Here is a 21,753-nt window from a genome sequence, read left to right as displayed (position 1 = left end):
CGCGGGAAACCGCGCCTGATCACTTCTCGTTGACACGGCTCGCCTTTCGGCTCTGCTGTGCGGCTTTCTGCTGCCTTCTTCCGGATTGGACCAACGCCCATGCACGGTGATGCGGATTCGCCTACCCAAAAGCTCCTCCCCCGGCCGGGCACCTGGCGTCCGCCGAACCGGCGGCGGCGCAGGTGGGTCGCTTCGAGCGGGCTCGTGATCGCGTTGTTCGCGGTGCTCGTCGTGGTCGTCCTCCGCACCGGCGCGGACGACTGGCGCACCCGCTGCACGGAGTTCACGCCGGCCACCGGTGAGGTGCCCGCCGTGCAGCAGGCGCGCAAGGCGTTGCTCAGCGCCGGGCACGATCCCGTGCTGTCGATGGAGGTCGTCGACCTGGAGACCTGCGCGACGGTCCTGTCCTGGAAGGGTGACCTCGCCACGCCGACGGCCTCCGTGGTGAAGCTGCTGATCGCGCTGGACCTGCTGCACCGAACCTCCGCGAACTCCGACGCGGTGCAGCACGACGTCACCGCGATGCTGACGCGCAGCGACGACGGCGTGGCGAGCCGGTTGTGGCAGCAGGGCGGGGGCTCGGAGATCATCGCTCGCCAGGTCAAGGCGCTCGGCCTGCGCCACACCCGGCCGCCGGCGGTGCCGGGGCAGTGGGGCAGCACGACGACGTCGGCCTCGGACGTCTCCCGCGTCTACCGCCACATCGCGGGCACGCTCGACGCCGAGGACCGCGCGCTGCTGACGTCGGCGATGGCCGAGGCCCCGCGCGCCGCGGCGGACGGGGTCGACCAGCACTTCGGCATCCCCAGCGGCCTGCCGGGCGCGACCTGGGCGATCAAGCAGGGCTGGGGCAGCTCGGGTGATCGCAAAGTGCTCAACAGCACCGGGTTGGTCAAGCTCGACGGCACGTACGCCGTGACGTTGCTGACCTCGTGGCGCAAGGACGCCGACCTGGCGACGATGAGCGCCGCGCTCACCCGAGCCGCTGAAGCCCTCCGCACCACGATGCGGTAGTCACCACCGCAAGGCGCCGAGCCGGCTGGTCAGCACCGGCGAGAACGTGCCGTCGGCCGTGGTCATCGCGTGGCCCACGCCCGGCAGGACCACCCGGTGGCCCACCACGGACGCGAGCTGGTCGGTGGCCTGGCAGGGCACCTGCGGGTCCAGCTCACCGCAGGTCAGCAGCACCGGCATCGGCGGCAGCCGACGCGCGACGTCCGGCGGGAAGACGGCGTCCAGTGAGGTGACGAACCGGCGGCTCGGTCCCGCCAGCGACCCGAAGAGCGCGGCGAGCGCCGGCGGCATGGCCGTGGTGTCCACCGGACGGCCTCCGCGCAGGTCGGCCACGGCGACGTCGATCGCACGGTCCACCACGCGACCGTCCTCTTCGGACATACCGCCGGACTCGACCAGTTGCCGGGTCTGGTCGTGCAGTTGCGTGGCCAGCACGTCCAGCATCCGCAACGCCAGTGGCTGCAACAGGATCAGGGCGGCGGTACGCCGGTCGCGAGGCGCGTCGGCGGCGAGCACCAGCGCGGTCAGCGCCCCCTCGCTGTGACCGGCCAGCGCCACCCGCCGCGGAGCCACCTCGCCACGGTCCCGCAGGTAGTCACGAGCGGCGGCGGCCTGCCGCACGAACGCCGGGTGGTCGAGTTCCTGCGGACGCCCCGCCCACTCCCCCAGCCCAGTGCGGCCGGTCCCGTACTTGTCGAAGCGCAGTGTCACCACGCGATCGCGCCCCAGCACGAGGGCGAGATCGCGGAGGGTGTTCGGCGTGAGCGAGGGAAGCTGGTTGCCGTCCCGGTCGGTGGGCCCGCTGCCGGGCAGCAGGAGAGCCGCGCGCAGCCGTTCGCCGCGCAGGCGGGCGGGCACGTGCAACGTCCCGTAGGTGGTGGTGCCGTCGACGACGAAGGACACCTCCTCGTCGTGCGCCGGCAGCCAGAACCCCTTGTCGTGGTTGCCCGGCGCGGCTTGCACCGAGGCGGCGACGGCGGTCACGGGCGGCAGGGCGACCGACGAGACCACCGTCGCCAGCGCCACCGCGATCCGGACGATCACCGGCGCGTCGCCTTCTCGACCATGGCCACCACCGCGCGCGGGTCGTCGACCTCGACCACGAGCCGGGTGTAGTTCTCGTCGGCCAGCTCCACGACCACGGCCTTCTGCGCGTCCCGCACCGCCCAGAAGACCTTCTCGCCCTCGTGGTGGAACGTGCCCGCGGTGATCACCTTGGGCAGGTGCGTGCCCGGAGCCCGGATTCCTTTCGGCTCACCGACGATCCCCGGATCCACGGTGGCTCCCCGCACGTTCTCCAGCGGGATCGTGAGCCTGCTCTTCAGCGCCCACAGCTTGTCCAGACCTTCCATCTCCACCACCAGGTCCTGGCCTTGCACACTGACCACGGCCATGTCAGACCTCCTCCTTGCCAGGCGCCGTTTCCAGCGCGTCGAGTTCGGCGGGGACGCCGCGGTCGGGCCGTCCGCGCAGCCAGCGGCCCAGCAGCACCTCCGTGGCCACCGGATCACCCGTCGCCACGTCGAGCTCGGCGAAGACCGACGACACCAGCTCGGCCACGTCCGGGTCCTCCGGTGCCCGATCCACCGCGGCGAGCAGCAGCAGGTCCCAGTTCGGGACCTGCCCCTCCCGCGCGGCGCGAGCCAGGTGCGGCCGCACCTCCCGCTCGACGTGCCGCCGCAGCGCCGCCAGGTACAACCCGCGCTTGCTGCCGAACACGCCGTAGAGGCTGTTGCGATGCACTCCGACCGCTTTCACGAGGTCGTCGATCGAGACGCCCTCGTAGCTGCGGCGGGCGAACAACTCCGCCGCCGCCTCCACGACCTCGTCCTCGTCGAAGGACCTTCGTCGTCCCATGTCACGACCCTAACGTTTTTAGGAACGGTCAGTCAAGAACGAACGTTCCTGAATTTGAGGAAGGCATCGGACAGGGGGCTCCCGACCACGCACGCCACGCGAACACCCCGACCTCCGTGACTGGCTGTGGATCCACTTCGCGCCCGACGCCGGCATGTTCGTCCGGGGACTGAGGCCGGGCGCGCCGGCCCGCCGCGGCCTGGAGGCGCATGCCGACCCGGACACCGCCGAACCGCGCGAGGTCTGCCGCGACACCCTGGCGGTGGCCAGACGCCTCGGCGTGTCCGTGCCGCGACTGAAGGCGGCGGAGCCGACCTTCGCCTCCCGGGTGCCGCGACAGTGGCCCATGTCGGTCGTTCGACCCACTGCGCCCCGCCGCGCGCGTCGATATCTTGATCTTTCGATCCCGCCCGGAAGCCTGGAGGAGCACCATGACCACGACCCGGCGCCTCATCACCGGCCTGGCCGCCACGGCCCTGGTCATGTCGGCACTCACCACCGGCACCGCCACCGCCGCCACCAAGGGCAGGATCATCATCAAGAACAACTGCGGCAAGGCGGTCTCCACCACGATCCACCGCACCAGCGGTGCGATGATCGCGGGCACCGCGGCCGCACCGGCGGACAGCAGCTTCGGCTACCCGGTCTACCCGGGCACCTACGTGGTGCGCGTGCCGGCCGGCGCCAAGACCGTCAAGGTCCTCGACGTCAGCCCCAAGGCGCACGCGGTCATCGTCAGGGCCTGCTGAGGCCCTCGCCCGTCCTCCGGGCTCACCAGGCGAGGACGCCGTTCTCGTCCTGCAACGTTCCCGTGGGACCGTCCCCGGCGAGGGTCGCCAGCCGCACCACCACCTCCGCGCTCTGCTCGACCGGCCGTCCGATCCCGAAGGCCGCGGTCATGTCGGTGGCGGTCGTGCCCGGCTCGAGCGCGTTGAACTTGATGCCGGGGTGGGCCTTGGCGTACTGGACGGTCAGCATCGTCGCCGCCGCCTTCGACGCGGCGTAGAGGGCCAGGTGCATCTGGTACTCGGGGCGGTCGGGGTTGGTCACGGCCCAGAACGACCCCATGCTGCTCGACACCGTCACCACGGTCGGGTTCCCGGACCTGCGCAGCAGCGGGAGGGCGGCCTCCGTCACCCGGACCACGCCGACGGCGTTGACGTCGAACGCCCGCAACGCCGACGGTCCGTCGAGGGACTCGTTGGCGAGCACGCCCGCGTTGTTCACGAGGACGTCCAGGCGCCCCTCCTCCGCGTCGATCTTCGCCAGCGCGGTGCTCACCGAGGCGTCGTCGGTCACGTCCAACTGCACGAACCGGGCACCGAGGTCGGCCGCCGCCTTCTCGCCCCGTTCGGCGTCACGCGCTCCGATGTAGACGGTGTGCCCCAGTTCCCGCAGCCGCTCGGCGGTCGCGTGGCCGATGCCCTTGTTGGCGCCGGTGATCAGGGTGATGGTCATGCGTCTTCCTCTCGGACGAACAACGCCCACTTTTGAATCGATCGCTTCAGAAGGCGACCGTAGCACGTTCTGCATCGATCGCTTCAGAACACGTAGACTCGCGGCATGGAGACACGACGACGGGCGACCGGGCGCCCACGGGCGTTCGACGTCGACGAGGCGCTCGACCGCGCCCTGCTCGTCTTCTGGGAGCAGGGCTTCGAAGGCGCCAGCCTCGCCAACCTGACCGAGGCGATGGGCATCTCGACGGCCAGCATGTACGCGACGCTCGGCAACAAGGAGCAGCTGTTCCGCAAAGCCCTGCGGCGCTACGACGAAGGCCCCAGCGCGTACGTCGTGGCCGCCCTGGCCGAACCGACCGCGCTGCGCGTCGCCACCGCACTGCTCGCCGGCTCCATCCGCACGACCACCTGCCCGGAGCAGCCCCACGGATGCCTTGGCGTGCAAGCGGCTCTGGCCACCGGTGAGGCCGGGCGCGAGATCCGCGCGCTCCTGGTCGACTGGCGCAACAAGGGCCACGAACGCATCCGCGACCGGTTCCAGCGCGCCGTCGACGAAGGCGACCTGCCACCGGACGCGAACCCGGCGTCGCTCGCCCGCTACGTCCACACCCTGCAGGCGGGCATCGCCGTGCAGGCGGCGAGCGGCGTCAGCGCCGGGGAACTCCAGGAGATGGCGGACACCGCACTGCGGTCCTGGCCGCACTGAGGAATGCCGGTACCTTCGCAGCTGACCGCCGCACCCCCTGGGAGCCCCCGTGGCTGTCACAGCCGACGACCTCGACCTGGCGATCCACACCGTGGAGAGCACCCTGGCGCCAGAGGTCCACCGGGACTGGCGGGCAACGCCGGGCACCGGCGACTGGACCGCGCGCACGACCGCCGACCACGTCGGCGACTGCCTCCTCTCCTACGCGGGCCAGCTGACCGCGGCACCGCAGGACCGCTACGCGCGCTTCATGGCTGTCGCCGACGAGGACGCCTCGGCCGCCGAGGTGCTGGAGTTCCTGGCGCTGGGCGGTCGCGTGCTCGCCTCGGTCGTGCGCACCTGCCCACCGGCCACGAGGGCGTACCACCCCACGGGCCTGGCCGATCCCGAGGGCTTCGCCGCGATGGGGTGCGTGGAGGCGCTCGTCCACGGCCACGACATCGCGCACGGGTTCGGCCTGCGCCTCAGCCCGCCCGCCGGGTTGTGCCGGAACGTCCTCGGCCGGCTGTTCCCGCACACCGCCGCGACCCTGACCGAGGTCGAACCGTGGACGGCGCTGCTCTGGTCCACCAACCGGGTCCAGCTGCCCGGCCGGACCCCGCAGGACGGCTGGCGCTGGCACGGCAGCCCACCGCCCACCGCTCCGCCCGCCACCGAGCCGCCTCGATCTGGTCCCGGTGGATCACCGTGAGCCGGGCCACACCGATCTCGCCGCCTCGCCGTCATGCAGGCACTCCCCCACGGCCATAGCGTTCTGGGTGAAGAGATCGACGGCGAAAGGTGGTCTCATGCGCGCCCTCCCGCTCCGTGCAGGGCCGGTGACGTCCGCGGGTGATCTCCTGACCGCCGTCGCCCGAGGTGACCGCACCGCGCTCGGCGGGCTGTACGACCGCTTGGGAGCGCTGGTGTTCGGCCTGGTGACCGACGCGCTGCGCACCCCGACCGGGCAGGTCGACTCGCTGGTGGCCGAGGAAGCCGCCCTCGACGCGTGGACGCACGTCTGGCGGAACGCGCCCGCACTGCTGCGGACGTCTCGTCTGCCGTTGACGACGGCGGAGGCGATCACCTGGATCGCCGAGGAGGTGCGGCAACGGCACGCGGCGTGAAGCCCGTTGCTCGCGAGCCAGGCCGGCGGAACGCTGCGGAAGCGGGTGACCCGGACCTCGCACTTCGATCTGCGCACGACGTCGTTGACCGAACTGTCGCTGCTCGTCGCGGTTCCGGGGTGCCGGACGAGCCGGGTCAGGCCAGGGCTGCGGTGTCGCGCAGCCAGTCCGGGACGTGCTCTTCCCGGCGCGGGAAGCGTTCCAGCTCCCGCCGGTACTGCTCGGGCGGCGGCGGGGTCGCGAAACCCGGGTCCTTGTCGCGGTTGTACTCGACCTGGTACTCGTTCGGGTAGGTCAGCCAGTACGTCGCCTGCACCCAGGCGCCGCGTTCCGGACGAGCCGTGCCGGCCCTCAGTTCGCTGAACATGTCGACCACCTCGGCGGGCAGCGGCCACCCCGACACGCCGCCGTCGACCATCCGCAGCAGGACTCCCGCGGAGACGTGGTCGCCCAGCGCCCGGTAGTCGAGCTGGACGTGGTGCCAGCCCAGGGGAAGCAGGTACACGAGGCGTTCGGTGATCTTCTGCAGCAGTTCGTCCTGCTGCACCGGGTTCAGCGTCACGACTCCCCCTCGACGAGCTTCGACCGCAGCCACCCTGGCGTGTGCGCCTCGTCGCGCGGGTAGACCTCCAGGTCCGTCCGCCACACCTCGGCGGGGATCTCCGGATTCCACAGGGGATCGAAGTCGTGGTTGAACACCACCGTGTACCGGCTGGGCGGATCGAGCAGGTAGCGGAAGGAGAACCACGTGCCCGCACCGTCCCGGTAGGACAGTCCGCGCAGCTCCCTAGCCGCCTCCACGACCGACGTCGGCGCGTCCACGTACGGCCTGCCGCCGTCGCGCATCAGCACGGCGAGCTTCGTGTCGCTGACCACCGACGCGTCGAAGAACCGCAGGTCCGCCCGGTACCAGCCGGCCGGCAGCACCGCCGCCAGGTCGCGCCCGATGCCCTGGAGCAGCTCTTCGCGGCGACTAGGAGGGGTCGGGGGCGGGGTTGTACTTGGGACCCCGGGCCGCGGGTGGGACATTGTGGAAGCTCCTCGTGTGTGTACCCGGTCCCGACGCGTCCGTGACCTGCACACGGGTGTGCAGGACGTCCGGTGTGTGGATGTCCGGCGTCCTCCGCTCGGCGAAGAAGTCGATGCGGTCGACCGACGTGCCGTCCTGCCTGGCGAGCTTACCGATGTCGGTCTCCATGCCGTACCAGGTGTCCGGGCGGCCCCGGCCGTCGATCTTGTAGCCGCTGTTCTCGTGCGCCCACTGCGGGACGTGGTTGATCCGTTCACCGGGGCCGCCCATCTCGTAGGCGACGACGTGGCCACCGGCCCACTTGAACTGCTTGACGTCCGCGGGGTCGTAGTTCGCCGCGGCGTACTCGCCCGCGCTCGGGTCGGTCTTGCCGGACGAGCCGCCACCGGCGACGCGGCCCACGTCGGACTGGACGCCCTCGGCGATCTTGCCCGGGGTCTCGCCGCGCCGCCCCTCGTAGTACGACCTGGTGTCGACGCCGTCGGGTGCGTAGTGCGGCCGTCCGGAAGCCGCGATCGTGTCGCCGTGGACGTCCGTGCGGTACATCTGCATCGGCGTGCGCGGGTCGAGTCCGTCCACGTGCCGCGGGCCGACGGCGTACGTCGTGTCGGGCAGCGGGCACCTGCCCCAGGTGACGTCGTCGCCCAGTTCCGGGTTGAAGCCGTTCGCCTGGTTGCCCGACCACGTCTGGACGTGCGAGATCCGTCCGTCCGCGTCGGTGTAGAACGTGCCGTGCCACTCGCCGTCCGGGCCGTTGACCTCGTAGCACGAGTGCGGCTGCAGCGGCGGTTCGTGGGCGCGCGTGCTGAACGGACCGCTGCCGTCCGGCTCGGGACGAGCGTCGTAGCCGTCGACTGCCGGCCGGTCGTGGTAGCGGCCGCCCAGCTCCGGGTCGCCCTGAGGATCCCAATGCACGGCGGGCGGGGTCTGGCCGTTGTCGAAGCCCTCGAACCGGTCCGGCGAGCGGGTGCCCGGCTGGTCCGCGTCCGGAGCGTTCGGGCCGCTGGAGTCCGGGGCGTTCGGGCCGTTCGCGTCCGGCGCGTCCACGCCCGGTCGTGACGAGCCGACCTCCGGGAACGGCGTGAAGTCGCGGCCGACCAGCACGTGCGGGTCGCCGACACCGGTCTCCAGCCGGTAGGTCACGCCCGGCTGGAGACGTGACGCGTCCGGGTCGAGGTGCAGCCCGGCGCGCAGAGGCGTGTTCGGGACCTGCCTGTCGACGTGGGTGATGTTGCGGTTCTCGTCGGTGTAGTAGGTGCCGCGCGGGTTGCCGTCCGCGTCGGTGACGACCATGCGCGAGTTCGGCTGCAACGGCTCGCCGCCGTTGAGGTCGAACACGCTGCGGTCCCTCGGCACCTGCACCGGCACCTCGGGCAACGGGCTGCCGTCGGGCCTGGTGGGCGGGTCCCAGTCGACCGAGGCCTGCGGCGTCGGATCGCGCCCCGCGGGCGGGTCGGTGATCAGGTCGCGCGGACGCTGGCCGCGGTCGACCGCGTCGTCCGGCGTCAGGCCGGCCTTGTCGCCGTCCCGCGTGCCCGGGACGAACCCGTCCTCACCCGCCTTGGTCCTCGTGCCGTCGGGACGGTGGGTTTCCCACTCGCCGTTCGGCGGGATCCTGGGCTGGCGGTTGCCGTCCGGCCCGATCTCGGCGTCGCTGGTGTAGACGCGGCCGCTGCTGTCGGTCCAGGCGGGCTTGGTGGGCGCGAGCACGTCGGCGCCGGTGTGCCGGGAGAGGCGGTTGGCGAAGTCGTTGGAGCCCGCGTCACAGCCGATCAGCCGGATCGGCGTCCTGCCGTCCCACCCGCCGCGCCGCAACAGGTCCCCGTACTCCTCGGGGCTGTAGGTGTGGTTGCCGATGCGGGCCCGGCCGTCCTGCGTGACGTGCACGTCGGCGGTGAAGTAGCGCGGGTCGGGCGGAACGCGCTGCGGCAGGTCGCCCATCTCCGGGTCGCCCCGGTGGTGCGAGATGCCGGCGGGCGTCGTCTCGCCGTGCCGGGTGTGGGCCTCGTCGATGCTCGGCCGGTCGGCGTCCGGGCGGTGCGCGTCGGGCTGCCCACCCTGGTCGGTGTGGTGGCCGGTGTGGTGGCCGGGGTCGCGGTTGGTGTCGCGGTTGGTGTCGCGGTTGGTGTCGCGGTCGGTGTCGCGGTCGGTGTCGCGGTCGGTGTGGTGGCCGGGGTCGCGGTTGGTGTCGTGGCGCGGCGACGTGCCCTGCTCGGGCTCACGCCACGGTCCCTGCGTGCCGGCCGGGTCGCGGCGAGACGGCGTCTCCGGGGCGCGGGACGGGCCGGCGTCGTGGCGCGACGGCTGTGTGCCGTCGTGCGGCCGGGGGCCGGGGGCGTTCGGGTGGCGTGCTGGTGCGGCGTCCCCGGGGTGCGAGCCGGGGCCGGACGGCGAACCGCCCGCGTGCGACGGGCCGGCGTGCTGGGGACGGCCTGGGTGCTGGGGACGGCCTGGGTGCTGGGGGCCGGGGTGCGGTCCCGGGTTGGGCTGGTGGGTGCGCGGCGGGGCGTGGTGGGACGGGCCCGCGCCTCGGGGGTTCGGGCCGGGGTGCGGCGGACCGCCCGGAGCGGTGTGAGGCCTCGGCGGCGTGCCGGGATGGGTGGAGGACGGGCCGGGGCCGTGCGGCGAGGGACCGTTCTGGCCGCTGCGGGGCGAGGGACCGGTCGGGCCACCGTGCGACGAAGGACCAGTCGGACCGCCGTGGGGCGTGGGGCCGGCGTGTGGTGCGGCCGGGTGGCCGGGGCCTGCGTTCGCCGGGGAGAAGGAGGACGGGCGGGAGGTGTCCGCCGTGCGGCCCGGCGGCATGCCGGAGCCCAGGTCGCCGCGGCTGCCGGGCGTTCCGGTCCAGCCGCCTCCGCTGCCTGGCCTCGGGCCGGGGCCACCGCCCGGCGAGCCTCCGGGGGCGTGGGGCATGCCGCCCGGTGCTGGGGACATGCCGCCCGGTGCGCCGGCAGGGGTGGGGTGGCCGGTGGGCGTGCTGCCCTGCGGACCTGTGTTCGTGGTGTGGGGCTGGACTGGGCGGCTCGGGGCCTCCGGGGCCGCGGCGGTGGCCGCCGAGGTGTTGTCGACGCGGGGCGGCGGTGCACCGGGGCCACCGGCGGGTGAGCCGCTTCCGGTGCCGGGGCTGCTGTGCTGGCCCGGCGCTCCGCCGTGGTGTTCGGCCGACGGTGCGGTGGTGCGCGGGGCGTCGCCGCCAGGGCTGTGAGTGCTGCCGGTGGGCGCGTTGCCACGCGGAGCATCGACGCCGGGACCGGGGTTGCTACCTGTGGGCGTGCTGCCACGCGGAGCGTCGGCGCCGGGACCGGGGTTGCTACCTGTGGGCGTGCTGCCACGCGGAGCGTCGGCGCCGGAACCGGGGTTGCTACCTGTGGGCGTGCTGCCACGCGGAGCATCGGTGCTGAGACCGGGGTTGCTGCCGGCGGGCGTGTTACCGCGCGGAGCATCGGTGCCGGGGCCGGGCGTGCTACCTCGCGGAGCATCGGTGCCGGGGCCGGGCGTGTTGTCGCGCGGCGCGTCCGGATCGCGGCCGGGGCGCGGAGCGGCAGGTGGGTCGCCGGGGCCTGGGCGGGAGGTCGCGGGGTCGCTCGTCGACGTGGCGGTGTTCGAGGCCGTCGTCGTGTCGCGAGGGCGATCGGACGGCGAGCTCGGGTCCGGCGAGCTCGAGTTCGGCGAGCTCGAGCCGGGTGTGGTCGGGCTCGGGGTGTCGGGGGTGTCCGGGTCGGACGGCGGGCCGCCGTTGCCACGGCCCGGGCTGCCCGGGGGCAGGTCGACGTCGGCGCGGCCGGTCTGCAGGAACCCGCCCGGCTTGATGCTCTTCGTGCTCAGCACGTCGAGGCCGGTGACCTTGCCGGCGAGCTTGCCGACCACCTTCATGATCTTCTCGAAGACCTCGACCAGGCGCTTGAGCAGCGGCGAGACCTTCTTGATCGTGTTGAGCAGGTCCTGGATGACCTTCGCGATCCTGGCGGCCCACTTGGAGATCGCGGTCACGGCCTGCGCGACGATCACCGGCGTGCCGAACCCCAGCGAGAACACGGCCTCGAGCACCCAGGCGATGAGCTTGCCCACCAGGTCGGCGATCAGGTCGCGCACCATCTCGCGCACGAACGCCACGACCATGCCCATCATGCCCACGACGGTGCCCACGGTGCCGGCCGCCGACGCCGCGCCCGTCAGCGCGTCGCTCTGCGCCTGGGAGTTGGCGCGGTAACCGTCCGCCGCCGGCCCGGTCCAGCCCTGCGTGCCGTTCGTCACCTGCGCGGCGTAGTCCTCGGCGATCTTGCCCAGCTCCTGGGAGACCTTCCCCCAGGTGGCCGAGTACGACTCGATCACCGGCGGGTCGCCCGCGAGCCAGTCGAGCATGTCCTTCAACGGCTGCACGTGCTCCATCAGGAACGACGCGGCGGAGGACAACAGCGTGCCGAACGGGTCGATGGCCATCGCGGCGGCGTCCGCGGCCAGCCCGACCATGCCCAGGCCGGCCTCGATCCAGTTGCCGTCCTTGACGCCGTTGAACGTGTCCATGGCGGACTCGGCGATCGAAATGCCGGTCGCCCAGCCGTTGTCACCGGTGCCCGCGTTGAAGACCCCGCCCGGCTCGGCGTCAGGCTTGACGACCAGGGGGTTCGGGGTCGTCATCGCAGACCCTCGCACGACCAGGGTCCACGCAGCACACAGCGTGCGGCCACGGCGCAGCCTCCCCCATCAGTCCGCCAGGCATTGGCTCAAGGTTGTCGCAGCACAGCTACAGCCAGTTGCGCTATGCGGCCACACAACCCTAACGGAGTAACGGGGCCGGGGATCGCGGCGGTCACCGGGCTGGTCTCCGCACGCCGCGACGGGTACGTGGTCTTGTACGCGCTCACCGATCCGGGGGTGGCGACGCGTGGTCGCCACCCCCGGATCATGCCCTGACGACCCTCCGCCCTCAGGAGTGGACGGGGACCTGCTCGTAGATCACCTTCCACTCGTAGGTGCCGACGAACCCGTTGGCCCACAGGGAGTTCACCCGGGCCACCTCGTTGGCGTTCGGCGAGGCGACGGTGCACGACGTGCCCGGACCGCCGCCCGACATCAGTTCCGAGCACGGACCGCTGTAGTGGTCCGGCAGACCGAGCGCGTGCCCGGTCTCGTGGGCGGTGATGCGGGTGACGTAGTACTGCCGCGCCTGCGTGTAATCGATGAAAATCGTGCCGCTGCCGTGACCGTTGGTGGAAGCGTACGAACCGCGCGGGTCATTGCCCTCGCGGTAGCGCAGGGTGGCCGAGTTGCGGTTCTCCACCAGTTTCACGTTGCTCACCCGCGCGTTCCAGTTCGCCGCGCCCTGCCGAATGGCGCTCGCGAACGTGGGTGCGCTGCTGACGTCGTAGTAGACGTTGACCGCCGCCGCGGTGATCGGGCCCTCGGCGGCCGACGCCTGGCCGGTCAGAGGGGTGATGACGGTGGTGGCCGCGGCGAGCGCGACAGAAAGGACGACTTTCCTGAACATCATTTCTCCTCGCTTGCAGGGTGCGAAGAATGGAATCTCAGGATTCCGTCGTCCAACGTAAAGAAGGTCACCGCGCCCACTCGTCCGCCATTGGCGTGACGCGATTCAACGCTCTTGACGGTTGACTTCGTCCACCTATCGGACGAATGCAACGAAAGTTGCAGAAACGGAGCAAATGACCGTCACGGTGCGTCAGTTCGGCCCGCCGGACCCGCTCGCGGCGGTGCCGTCACCCCTGGTGGTGCACGATCTGGATCAGGTTGCCGCAGGTGTCGTCCAGCACGGCGGTGGTGACCGGCCCCATCTCCAGCGGTTCCTGCGTGAACCGGACGCCGAACGCGCTCAGCCGGTCGAACTCCGCCCGGACGTCGTCGACGGCGAACTGGGCCGCGGGGATGCCGTCGGCCACCAGAGCGGTCTTGTACGGCCCGACCGCCGGGTGACCGTCGGGTTCGAGCAGCAGCTCCGTGCCGTCAGGGTCGTCGGGCGAGACGACGGTCAGCCACTTGTCGGCACCGAGCGGCACCTCGGTCTTCTTCACGAAGCCGAGGACGTCGGTGTAGAAGCGCAACGCCTTGTCCTGGTCGTCGACGAAAACACTGGTCAGATGAATCCTCATGGGGTGCTCTCCGGCGGTCGCGGCTTGAGCCATCGGGTGACGATGTGCTCGAGCGGGTCGGTGTCGAGGTGGTGGAACTTGTAACGGCCTTCGCGGCGCGAGCGGACCAGCCCCGCGTCCTCCAGCACGGCCAGGTGCTGGCTGACCGCCTGACGGGTCAGGCTGAGACCGTGCTTGGTCAGCAGCCGCGTGCAGATCTCGAACAGCGTCTGCCCGTCGCGTTCGGTCAGCTCGTCGAGGATGCGCCGCCGGTTCGGATCCGCCAGCGCTTTGAAGAGCCCGTCTTCCACGCCCGCCACCATAGGCAAGTGGCGACTTGCCTGCAAGCCTTCACTTGCCTTACGGTCGTTACCTCAAGGGCCGCAGCGCACGGATGGAGCAGGACGGTCGACACCGCGGAGCAGGACGAACTCGAAGAGCTGATCCACCGGCTCGACGCGAGCACCGCCGAAGAGGCCATGGACGCGCAGGCGGAACTGACGCATCGGGGCCGCGAGGCGGACGTCGTCGGTCCGCTCCTGCGTGCCCTGCCCGGCCTGAGCCGGTACGGCCAGTTGTGCGCGATCGAGATCCTCGAAGAGCTCGACGATCCCCGCGCCGCCCAGCCGTTGATCGCCCTGCTGGACAGCGCACACGACACGGTGCGCGACTGGGCGGCCGGCCTTTTGAGCCGGACGCGGGTCTTCGAGGCCGTGCCCGCGCTGCAACGGGCCCATGAAGCGACCAAGGAGCGCGGCGACCGTCCGGATTGGAGCGAACCGGTCGCGTTGCGCGCCGCCCTGACCGACCTGGGCGCCCGGCACCCGGTCGTCCCGCCGCTGACCGCCGGACTTCGCGTCACCACGCCCAACGGCGGGGAGAACGCCTGGCCTCTCGCACGGCTCACCGAGGTGGTCGACGACCTCGCCGCCCACGGGCAGGTGACGCTCTACTTCCAGCTCTGGCAGGTCACCGCGGACGGCCGGATGCGCGGGATCAGCAACCCCGGCGGTGAGGCCGAGCTCGACTTCACGAGGCCCTGGCCGGATCTCGTCCGCGAGGCCCGGGCACGTGCGGCGGCCGAGGCTCTCCGGGTGAAGCCGGACGGGCAGGTCGTCGCCACCGTCGAGTGGATCGGCCGGAGCGACGTCTGAGGATCAGGCCGACGTGCCAGCCGGCACCTTCTCCGGCGACTTCTGCCGGGTCTCGGCCGAGTAGTGGGCCACGGCGATCGCGCCGGCGATCGCGAGGAGGAACCCGATGGTCGCGGCGGTGAAGTAGCCGTCGCGGACCTTGTCGTCGAGGTAGACGAGGCCGACGAACGACGACAGCACCGTGTTCGAGGTGAACATGATCGCGGTGACGCCGGTCGGGCCGCCCCGCTGCAACGCCATCGCGAACAGCACCGCCGCGGTGACCCCGTTCAGCGCGATGGCCCAGGCCGCCGGTTCCAGGACGAGCTTCCAGACGGCGTCCGGCAGGTGCAGGGTGCGGGCCGAGATGCCGACCACGCTGTAGGAGATGCCGGAGCCGAACGCCAGTGCGGCCGTGGCCCAGACGTGCCGGTGGCGGCGGGCGTAGGCGGCGAGCGCGAGCACCGGGATCGGGGTGGCCACGAGGATCCACCGCCAGTGCGACGAGAGGGCCTGGGCGGGGCCAGGCTCCGCGGAGACGCCCAGCAGCAGCAGGCCGATCGCGCCGACGAACAGTGCGCCCCAGCCCCGTGCTCGCAGGTGGTGTCCCATGAACGCGCTGATCATGGCGGTGACGCCGACGCTGAACGCGAGCATCGACTGGACCAGGAACAACGGCAGCCGGTGCAGGGCTGCGGACGCGCAGGCGAAGCCCAGGAGGTTCACCCCCAGGCCGAGGAAGTAGAGCCACTGATGCCTCAGCGCGATGAGGTCGAGGGACCTTCCGCCGTATGCGCCAGCACGCTTGACGCCCAACGACTCCAGGATCGACCCACTGCCTGACGCCAGGGTGGCCAGCACAGCGAAGACGTAACCCAGTGCCATTCGCCCATTGTGTCAGCCGGTGATCGCGCCGCACCCGGTATCCCCGAAGAGTGATCCCGTTCGCAGCGAAACGCCTCCCGGCGGGGGCAGCCGCCGGGAGGCGTTCCAGCTCAGAGCCGCTGCCAGAGGGCGGGGGTGTTCGGCGGCTCCCAGCCGGGCACGGACGTGTGCGGCTGGATGACGCGGTAGGTCGCGCCGTCGTAGGTGACCTGGGCACCGGTGGCGTAGGTGGTGTACGGGGCCCACGAGCCACCGCCGGGCGGGGTCGTCGTGGTCGTGCTGGTCGGCGGGGTGGTCGTGGTCGGACCGGCGGTGGTCACCAGGCGCAGGTTGTAGGCCTGCAGGATCTCGGTCACCGGCTGGAAGTAGATGGTGCCGCCGGACTGGCAGTTGCCGGACCCGCCGGAGGTGACGCCCTGGGCCTGGTCGCCGGTCAGCCACGAACCACCCGAGTCACCGGGCTCGGCGCAGGCGTTCGTGCGGGTCAGGCCGGTGATGGTGCCCTCGGGGTAGGTGACGGAGGCGTTCTTCTGCTGGATGGTGCCGCAGCGCCAGCCGGTGGTGGAGCCGGACCGGCAGACCGACGAGCCGACCGCGGCCTCCTGCGAACCCGCGACCGGAACGGTGCCGGGGTAGCGGTTGACCAGGGCGCGCGGGGTGTTGCCCGCGTCGACGCGGACCCACGCGTAGTCGTTGCCGGGGAAGCTGCTGCCCTGGATGGTGCCGCCGGGGTTGGACGTGCGGCCGCCGGTGGAACCGCAGTGGCCCGCGGTGACGAAGCCGCCCTCGACGGCGAAGCCGATGGAGCAGCGGCCGCCGCCGGGCACGCCGTAGGCGTTGCCACCGATGACGTCGACCAACGGCTTGGGGTCCTCGGTGCTGGCCTCAACGGTGACGACGTCACCGCCCAGGCCCGCCTCGGCCGCCCACGTCCTGGCCTGCTGCTCGCCGCCGGAGCGGGCGAGCACGACGACCTTGTTGGCACGCACGTCGACGTACCAGCCCGGCACCGCGTCGGGGACGGTGGTGGCCCGGGCGTCCAGCTTGGTCTTCGCGCTGTCCAGTGCGGACGCGCTGTGCTTGACCGTGGTGGCGACGGCGCCGCGTGAGCGGACCGCGTTCGCCGAGGCCGGGTCGGTGACCGCGACGGTGAGGGTGTGGCCGGTGCCGTCCAGCCACGACCCGGCGTAGGCCGGGCCGAGCTGCGCCTTCAGGGTGGCGTCGGTCTGGCCCGCGACCTTCTCGGCGGCCAGGCGGTCGCGCGCCTGGTCCGAGGAGATGCCCAGGTCACGGGCCATCGCGGCGAGCAGGGCAGGGTCGGCCGAGTTGGCGGCGGTGGCGCTGGTCGTCAGCGCCACCGCGATGGTCAGCCCGGCCGCTGTGACCGCCGCTGTGGCGGCGGCGATGAGCTTGCGGTTCATGTCCGCTCCTTGCACGCAGGGTGATTGCGGGCAAGACCGTACGACGAGGATCACCCCAAGTGGTACATACCAATTGGGCATAAGGTTCAGACCACCTGGGCGGGCAGCGGCTGGTCCGGGAGCCGTCGATCGTCACCGCACCCGGCGTCCGGACTGCACGACGCCCGCCAGGGAGGGTCCGGCCGGACCCGGCTCCAGCAGCAGGAGGTCGGCCGGGCCGCCGACGCGCAACTCCCCCACGCCCGGCCGTGCGCCGGGGACCAGGCGGGCCGGGTTCCTGGTCGCGAGGTCCAGCGCCGCCGCCAGGCCGAACGAGGTGTGCGCGGCGACGTTCCGCACGCCGTCCAGCAGGGTGGCCGCGGCGCCCGCGAGCAGGTCGCTGCCCACCTCGGACAGCCGTTGGTGCGCGTCCAGGTCCACCTCCGCGCCGACCGCGGTGCGGTACCGGCCCGGTGGCCTGCCGCCGATCTCCGTCGCGTCCGAGACCAGGAACGCGCGGTCCGGCCCCTTCGCGCGGAGCATGACCTCGAGGGTGTCGAACGGCAGGTGGTGGCCGTCCGCGATGAGGCCCGCGCTCAGCCGGTCATCGGCCAGCTGCCGCCAGAGCACGTTGGGGTGGCGGGGAAGCGTGGTCGGGATGCCGTTGCCGAGGTGGGTGCAGAGGGTGGCGCCCGCGTCGGCGGCGGCGGTCACCTCGTCCGGGGTGGCGTGCGTGTGTCCGATCGCGACGGTGACGCCGGCGGCGACGAGCTCGCGCACCCGCGACGGGGCCTGCTCGCCGTGCGGGGAGATCGTGACGATCCCGACCGGGCCCTCCCTGCGCCAGCGGGTGACCTCGGCGGGGTCGAGCGGGCGGACGAACGCCGGGTCGTGCACGCCGCGCGCACCCTGGCGGTCCGAGATGAACGGGCCTTCGACGTGCGTGGTCGGCACCGCTCGCGCCACCAGCGGATCGTCGGCCCGCGCCCGGGCGACGCACCTCAGGGCGTGGGCGATGCGGTCCTCGCTCGCCGTGATGACGGTCGGCAGCCAGGTCGTGACGCCGTGGGTCGCGAGCAGGTGCGACAGCTCGGCGACGGTGTCCGGGCCGACGGACTCCGCGTTCACGTCGAGGCCGCCGTAGCCGTTGACCTGGAGGTCGACCAGGCCCGGCGCGAGCAACGGCAGGTCGGACGCCGTGTCGATCGGGGTGATCGACGTGATCACGTCGTCGCGCCAGGTCACCTCGACGGCGCCGGCGGTGGTGCGGCCGGCCACTCCGGACGGTTTCACAGCTGCGGCACCCTTCCCCTGACCTGTTCGGCGGCCCGCGCGTTGTGCGCGTCGCCCCCCTCGGTGTAGCTGGAGCGCCACACGGTCGTCCCGGGCGCCTGTTCGACCGCCGCCGCGAGCACCGCGTGCAGCACGAACGAGTTCAGCGCCGTCGACACCCCGCCCATCTCAACACCGGGTGCCACTTCGAGCACGACGTCGCCCGGCGGGACGTGCGTGTCGATGTGCACGTCGGCGTGCGACGGCAGCTCTCCCGCACGGGCCGGGTGGTCGGCGGGCAGGTCCGCCGCGGCGGTCCGGGAGGACACCGCGATCACCCGCACGCCCCGCTCCCGGGCGGACCTGGCCGCGCCGACCGAGGCCGCGTTGACGCCGAACGCGTTCACGACGATGAGCAGGTCACCCTCGACCAGGCCCTCGACGGCCATCGCCCCTCTGCCGTCCAGGCGTTCGGTCGCGGTCGAGTTCAGCGCGCCGCCGAGCAACGACGTGCCGGGGTCGGTCACGGGAGCGATCAGCACCGGGCAGCCCGCGCGGTAGAAGACGTCCTGGACGGCCAGGGCGGAGTGGCCGCCGGGGCCGTGGACGTGCACCAGGCGGTCACGCCGGAGCTGGCCGGCGACCAGTGCGGCCGCCGCCGCGATCGACTCGGCCTCGTCGCGGACGATCGCGTCGACGAGCGCGCACAACCGGTCCGCGTAGGTCCTCAGCAGCGCGGTCATCGCGGGTCGGACTCCGCGTCGAGGTACAGGGTCACGTCCGGGTGCGTGCGCAGCGCGGTGCCGGGGTGCATCGGGCCGATCGGCTCGGTCAGCGTCTGGCGCACCGCCGTCCGCTTGGCGCGTCCCGGCACCGAGGCGATCACGACCTCCGCGTTGAGCAGCCTCGGGATCGTCACCGTCACGGCGGTCGCGGGCACGTCGCCGAACGTCGCGAAGTGGCCCTCCTCGACCTGCTGCGTGCGACTGGTCGCGTCCAGTGCCACGACGCGGGCGCCACGCGGGTCGGCGAAGTCGGCGGGCGGGTCGTTGAACGCCAGGTGCCCGTTGACCCCCAGTCCCAGCAGCACCAGGTCGAACGGCTCGTCGCCCAGCAACGCCTCGTACCGCGCGGCCTCGGCCTCGGCGTTCCCGGACGGGTCGATCGGGTGCAGCACCGCGCCGGGCACGTGCCGGACGAAGTGCGTGGTCAGCCAGGTGGCGAAGCCCTGCGGCGCACCGGGTGGCAGCCCGATGTACTCGTCCATGTGGAACAGCTCGACGCGGGTCCAGTCGACGTCCTCCCGCGCGAGGGCGGCCAGGGTCGCGCTCTGGCTGGGCGCCGCGGCGAGCATCACCCGTGCCGTGGCGCGCCCGGCGAGGACGTCGCGCAGCACCCGGCCCGCGTGGGCCCCGGCGAGCGCGCCCATCTCCTCCCGCGTCGGCGCTCCGACGACCGTCATCGCACTCTCGGCCCTGATGAGCATGAACCCTCCGTGTGGTACTAAAAGCCGGTGGACTTGTGCAAACGTTTGAATTCGACCGCGCGCCTGGCGATCGTCGGACTGGACAGCTCACGCCCCGCGCGGCTGCGGGAGTTCCTGGCCGGGCCGGTGGCGCTGGTGACCCCGCAGGACGCCGGGAACCTCATCGGGCAGGTGGACGCGGTCCTGCTGTGCACGCGTGACGGGCGGGATCACGCCGCCCAGGCGTTGCCGCTGCTCAGGGCGGGGATCTCGGTGTGGGTCGACAAGCCGCTGGCCACTCGCGAGGCCGACGCGCGTGCGATGGTCGGCGCTGCGGCGGCGACGCGGGTGGTGCTCGCCTGCCGGTCGGGCTTCCGGGACGCCGCGGCGACGCGCGAGGCCGAGGCGTGGGTGCGTGACCAGGCCGGACCGGTGACCGTGACGATCGAGGGACCGGCCGACCCGCGCAGCCCGTACGGCGGACTCGCGCACTACGGCGTCCACCACGTCGAGCTGGCCTGCGAACTGGCCGCACGGCCGTTGGACGTGCACAGCGCGACCGACCGACGCGCCCGGCTGACCGGCGAGAACCTGACCGTCGACCTGGTCTTCCGCCCCGAGGCCGAGGCCTTCACCATCACGGCGGGCGAGCGGCTGCGGATCGAGGCCCCCGCGACCTACCTGGAGGACCAGGTGGCCGCGTTCCTCGACGCGGTCGAGCGCGGACTCGGCACCGCGGACCCGGAAGCGCTGGTCGAGCCGGTGAGGCTGCTCGAACGGATCCTGGGCTGACCTCACCGCAGGACCTCGGCCACGGCGGCGAGGGCGGCGCGCGAGACGATCCCGAACGCGTCGACCGCCGGCACGCTCACCGAGGGCGCCCCGACGCGCAGGTCCTCGGCGGCGCAGGTGGAGTTGACCACCGCCACGACGTCCTGACCTGCGGCGCGAGCGGACCGGACCGCCGCCGCGAACGCCTCGGGGTCACGTCCGCCGTCGACGGGCAACGGGCAGGTGACCGCCACGACGGTGGTTCCCGGCCGCACCAGCGCACCGGGTTCCTCCGGCCGCACGGCGACGTGCGCGACGCCCAGCCGTGCCGCCACCCGCGCGGCCAGGTCGCTGTCGCCGACCACGACGAGGGGCCCGGCCACCGGATCGACCCGCGCGCTCACGGTCCGTGCCAGCTCGGGGTCCTCCCACTCCCCTCCGGCGTCGAGCTCGCGGCAGCGGCCGAGGTCGATCCCGTGCCCGCGGTGCAGGCCGAGCCACGTCCTGGCCCGCAGCAACCGCGCCACCGACCGGTCGAGCTCGGCGCTGTCCAGCACCCCGGCCGACAACGCCTCCTCCAGCGCGTCGAGCAGGGCGGGCACCTCCCCCGCCGGGCACTTCACGTTGGCGACGTCGGCTCCGGCGGCCAGCGCCGCCACCGCCGCGGCCGGCGTGCTCCAGCGCGCGGCGATCGCCCCCATCCGCAGCGAGTCCGTGACGACCAGGCCGTCGTAGCCCATCTCCTCGCGCAACCACGTGCGGTTGACCTGGGAAGACAGGCTCGCCGGGCCGTCCACGCCGAGCGCGGGCAACGCCACGTGCGCCACCATCACCGACGCGACCCCGGCGGCGACCGCGTCGTGGAACGGCGGCAGGTGCAGCCGGTCGTGGTCCCGCCGGGTCCGCGCCAGCACGGCGGACCCGGAGTGGGTGTCCTGCGCGCTGTCCCCGTGACCGGGGAAGTGCTTCGCGGTCGCCAGCAGGCCACCCTCCTGGTAGCCCCGCACCTGCGCCGCACCGAGCTGACCGGTGCGTGCGGCGTCCACGCCGAACGCCCGCACGCCGAGGATCGGGTCGTCGGGGTTCGTCAGGACGTCGACGCACGGGCTGAACGTCCAGTGGAACCCGACCAGCCGCGCCTCCCTGGCCGCGGCCTCGGCGACCCTCCGCGCGACCTCGGCCGATCCGCTGAACCCGACACCGCGCGGGTACGGGAAGTCCGTGCCGCCCCCGCCGAGCGTGTAACCGATCCCCGACTCCAGGTTGGCGGCCACCAGCACGGGCGGCACGCCCAGTCCGGCGCACAGGTCGTCGACCTCGGCGTGGTAGCGGCCCGCGCCCGACACCGAGGTCCCGACGAGGCCGTGCAGCACGCCCAGACCGGCGGCAAGCGCGGCCCGCACGTCGGCGTCAGGACGGCCGTCTGCCATCTGACCAGGCAGGACGACGAGCCGCTGGGCGAGTTTCTGCCGCGGCGTGAGCCGGCCGAGCCACCGGTCGACCCAGGTCTCCGCCTCGTCACCGAGCGGATCGGCGAAGGGGGCTTGACGATTGCCAGAACGCATATC

At 72.6% G+C, this 21,753-nt stretch carries 23 protein-coding genes; 7 read left to right on the top strand and 16 right to left on the bottom strand.

Going from position 1 to position 21,753, the window contains the following annotated elements; genetic code table 11:
- Positions 1-204 precede the first annotated feature (204 nt).
- Complete coding sequence (locus tag QSK25_RS07045) at positions 205-1,014, top strand: serine hydrolase (protein WP_285634938.1); 810 nt, start codon at positions 205-207, stop codon at positions 1,012-1,014.
- On the opposite strand, the gene QSK25_RS07040 is transcribed toward QSK25_RS07045, so the two are convergent.
- The 3 genes from QSK25_RS07040 to QSK25_RS07030 are packed head-to-tail and all read right to left on the bottom strand — an operon-like array spanning position 1,015 to position 2,871.
- The gene (locus tag QSK25_RS07040) at positions 1,015-2,058 is read right to left on the bottom strand and encodes an alpha/beta hydrolase family protein (protein ID WP_285634935.1); all 1,044 of its coding nucleotides are present in this window, start codon (positions 2,056-2,058) and stop codon (positions 1,015-1,017) included. It lies immediately after the preceding gene.
- Positions 2,055-2,408, bottom strand: a complete 354-nt coding sequence (locus tag QSK25_RS07035; protein WP_285634932.1) for a hypothetical protein — start codon at positions 2,406-2,408, stop codon at positions 2,055-2,057. Before QSK25_RS07035 ends, QSK25_RS07040 begins: the two co-directional genes overlap by 4 nt.
- 1 nt (position 2,409) lies before the next feature.
- Positions 2,410-2,871 carry a TetR/AcrR family transcriptional regulator gene (locus QSK25_RS07030; RefSeq protein WP_285634929.1) on the bottom strand — a complete coding sequence of 154 codons (462 nt, stop codon included), beginning with the start codon at positions 2,869-2,871 and terminating at the stop codon, positions 2,410-2,412.
- A 431-nt stretch (positions 2,872-3,302) separates the two neighbouring features.
- On the opposite strand from QSK25_RS07030, the gene QSK25_RS07020 reads away from it, so the two are divergent.
- Positions 3,303-3,620, top strand: coding sequence for a hypothetical protein (locus tag QSK25_RS07020; RefSeq protein ID WP_285634926.1), 318 nt, complete (start codon positions 3,303-3,305; stop codon positions 3,618-3,620).
- 22 nt (positions 3,621-3,642) lie between these two features.
- On the opposite strand, the gene QSK25_RS07015 is transcribed toward QSK25_RS07020, so the two are convergent.
- The gene (locus tag QSK25_RS07015) at positions 3,643-4,329 is read right to left on the bottom strand and encodes an SDR family NAD(P)-dependent oxidoreductase (protein WP_285634923.1); all 687 of its coding nucleotides are present in this window, start codon (positions 4,327-4,329) and stop codon (positions 3,643-3,645) included.
- A gap of 105 nt (positions 4,330-4,434) precedes the next feature.
- On the opposite strand from QSK25_RS07015, the gene QSK25_RS07010 reads away from it, so the two are divergent.
- The 3 genes from QSK25_RS07010 (at position 4,435) to QSK25_RS07000 (ending at position 6,143) form a co-directional block, all read left to right on the top strand.
- The gene (locus QSK25_RS07010) at positions 4,435-5,037 is read left to right on the top strand and encodes a TetR/AcrR family transcriptional regulator (RefSeq protein WP_285634916.1); all 603 of its coding nucleotides are present in this window, start codon (positions 4,435-4,437) and stop codon (positions 5,035-5,037) included.
- 49 nt (positions 5,038-5,086) lie between these two features.
- Positions 5,087-5,728, top strand: a complete 642-nt coding sequence (locus tag QSK25_RS07005; protein WP_285634903.1) for a maleylpyruvate isomerase mycothiol-dependent enzyme family protein — start codon at positions 5,087-5,089, stop codon at positions 5,726-5,728.
- 97 nt (positions 5,729-5,825) lie between these two features.
- On the top strand, positions 5,826-6,143 hold the full coding sequence (locus QSK25_RS07000; RefSeq protein WP_285634900.1) for a sigma-70 family RNA polymerase sigma factor: 318 nt from the start codon (positions 5,826-5,828) through the stop codon (positions 6,141-6,143).
- 136 nt (positions 6,144-6,279) lie between these two features.
- On the opposite strand, the gene QSK25_RS06995 is transcribed toward QSK25_RS07000, so the two are convergent.
- The 6 genes from QSK25_RS06995 to QSK25_RS06970 all read right to left on the bottom strand — a co-directional run bounded on the left by QSK25_RS06995 (position 6,280) and on the right by QSK25_RS06970 (position 13,582).
- Positions 6,280-6,705, bottom strand: a complete 426-nt coding sequence (locus QSK25_RS06995) for a hypothetical protein (RefSeq protein WP_285634897.1) — start codon at positions 6,703-6,705, stop codon at positions 6,280-6,282.
- Entirely contained in the window at positions 6,702-7,070 is a 369-nt protein-coding gene (locus tag QSK25_RS06990) for a hypothetical protein (protein WP_285634894.1), read from the bottom strand. The genes QSK25_RS06995 and QSK25_RS06990 overlap by 4 nt, the downstream gene beginning before the upstream one ends.
- 46 nt (positions 7,071-7,116) lie before the next feature.
- Complete coding sequence (locus QSK25_RS06985) at positions 7,117-11,811, bottom strand: WXG100 family type VII secretion target (RefSeq protein ID WP_285634891.1); 4,695 nt, start codon at positions 11,809-11,811, stop codon at positions 7,117-7,119.
- A 289-nt stretch (positions 11,812-12,100) separates the two neighbouring features.
- Positions 12,101-12,661, bottom strand: a complete 561-nt coding sequence (locus tag QSK25_RS06980) for a snapalysin family zinc-dependent metalloprotease (RefSeq protein ID WP_285634888.1) — start codon at positions 12,659-12,661, stop codon at positions 12,101-12,103.
- 229 nt (positions 12,662-12,890) lie between these two features.
- Entirely contained in the window at positions 12,891-13,280 is a 390-nt protein-coding gene (locus tag QSK25_RS06975) for a VOC family protein (protein WP_285634884.1), read from the bottom strand.
- Positions 13,277-13,582 (bottom strand): ArsR/SmtB family transcription factor, encoded by a 306-nt coding sequence (locus QSK25_RS06970; protein ID WP_502881812.1) that lies wholly within the window; start codon positions 13,580-13,582, stop codon positions 13,277-13,279. The genes QSK25_RS06975 and QSK25_RS06970 overlap by 4 nt, the downstream gene beginning before the upstream one ends.
- A gap of 6 nt (positions 13,583-13,588) precedes the next feature.
- Between QSK25_RS06970 and QSK25_RS06965 the strand changes: the two genes are divergently transcribed.
- Complete coding sequence (locus QSK25_RS06965) at positions 13,589-14,413, top strand: HEAT repeat domain-containing protein (RefSeq protein ID WP_285634878.1); 825 nt, start codon at positions 13,589-13,591, stop codon at positions 14,411-14,413.
- Between the two features lie 3 nt (positions 14,414-14,416).
- Here the strand turns inward: QSK25_RS06965 and QSK25_RS06960 are convergent, their stop codons facing one another.
- From QSK25_RS06960 to QSK25_RS06940, 5 genes are all read right to left on the bottom strand, one after another.
- On the bottom strand, positions 14,417-15,277 hold the full coding sequence (locus QSK25_RS06960) for a DMT family transporter (protein WP_285634875.1): 861 nt from the start codon (positions 15,275-15,277) through the stop codon (positions 14,417-14,419).
- Positions 15,278-15,387: 110 nt separating this feature from the next.
- The gene (locus tag QSK25_RS06955) at positions 15,388-16,698 is read right to left on the bottom strand and encodes an alpha-lytic protease prodomain-containing protein (protein WP_285634872.1); all 1,311 of its coding nucleotides are present in this window, start codon (positions 16,696-16,698) and stop codon (positions 15,388-15,390) included.
- A gap of 132 nt (positions 16,699-16,830) precedes the next feature.
- Positions 16,831-17,970 carry an N-acetylglucosamine-6-phosphate deacetylase gene (locus QSK25_RS06950; RefSeq protein ID WP_285634869.1) on the bottom strand — a complete coding sequence of 380 codons (1,140 nt, stop codon included), beginning with the start codon at positions 17,968-17,970 and terminating at the stop codon, positions 16,831-16,833.
- On the bottom strand, positions 17,967-18,692 hold the full coding sequence (locus tag QSK25_RS06945; RefSeq protein ID WP_285634866.1) for a sugar isomerase domain-containing protein: 726 nt from the start codon (positions 18,690-18,692) through the stop codon (positions 17,967-17,969). Before QSK25_RS06945 ends, QSK25_RS06950 begins: the two co-directional genes overlap by 4 nt.
- Positions 18,689-19,435: a 6-phosphogluconolactonase gene (locus tag QSK25_RS06940; protein WP_285634862.1), complete on the bottom strand. Its 747-nt coding sequence runs from the start codon at positions 19,433-19,435 to the stop codon at positions 18,689-18,691. Before QSK25_RS06940 ends, QSK25_RS06945 begins: the two co-directional genes overlap by 4 nt.
- A gap of 45 nt (positions 19,436-19,480) precedes the next feature.
- On the opposite strand from QSK25_RS06940, the gene QSK25_RS06935 reads away from it, so the two are divergent.
- Complete coding sequence (locus tag QSK25_RS06935; protein WP_285634859.1) at positions 19,481-20,206, top strand: Gfo/Idh/MocA family oxidoreductase; 726 nt, start codon at positions 19,481-19,483, stop codon at positions 20,204-20,206.
- Between the two features lie 2 nt (positions 20,207-20,208).
- On the opposite strand, the gene QSK25_RS06930 is transcribed toward QSK25_RS06935, so the two are convergent.
- The gene (locus QSK25_RS06930) at positions 20,209-21,750 is read right to left on the bottom strand and encodes a glycoside hydrolase family 3 N-terminal domain-containing protein (protein ID WP_285634855.1); all 1,542 of its coding nucleotides are present in this window, start codon (positions 21,748-21,750) and stop codon (positions 20,209-20,211) included.
- Positions 21,751-21,753: the final 3 nt, after the last annotated feature.

Origin of the sequence: Lentzea sp. NBRC 102530 (genome assembly GCF_030269365.1) — a bacterium.
In the GTDB taxonomy this organism is placed as follows: Bacteria; Actinomycetota; Actinomycetes; order Mycobacteriales; family Pseudonocardiaceae; genus Lentzea.
This window is presented reverse-complemented; position numbering and strand designations above follow the sequence as displayed.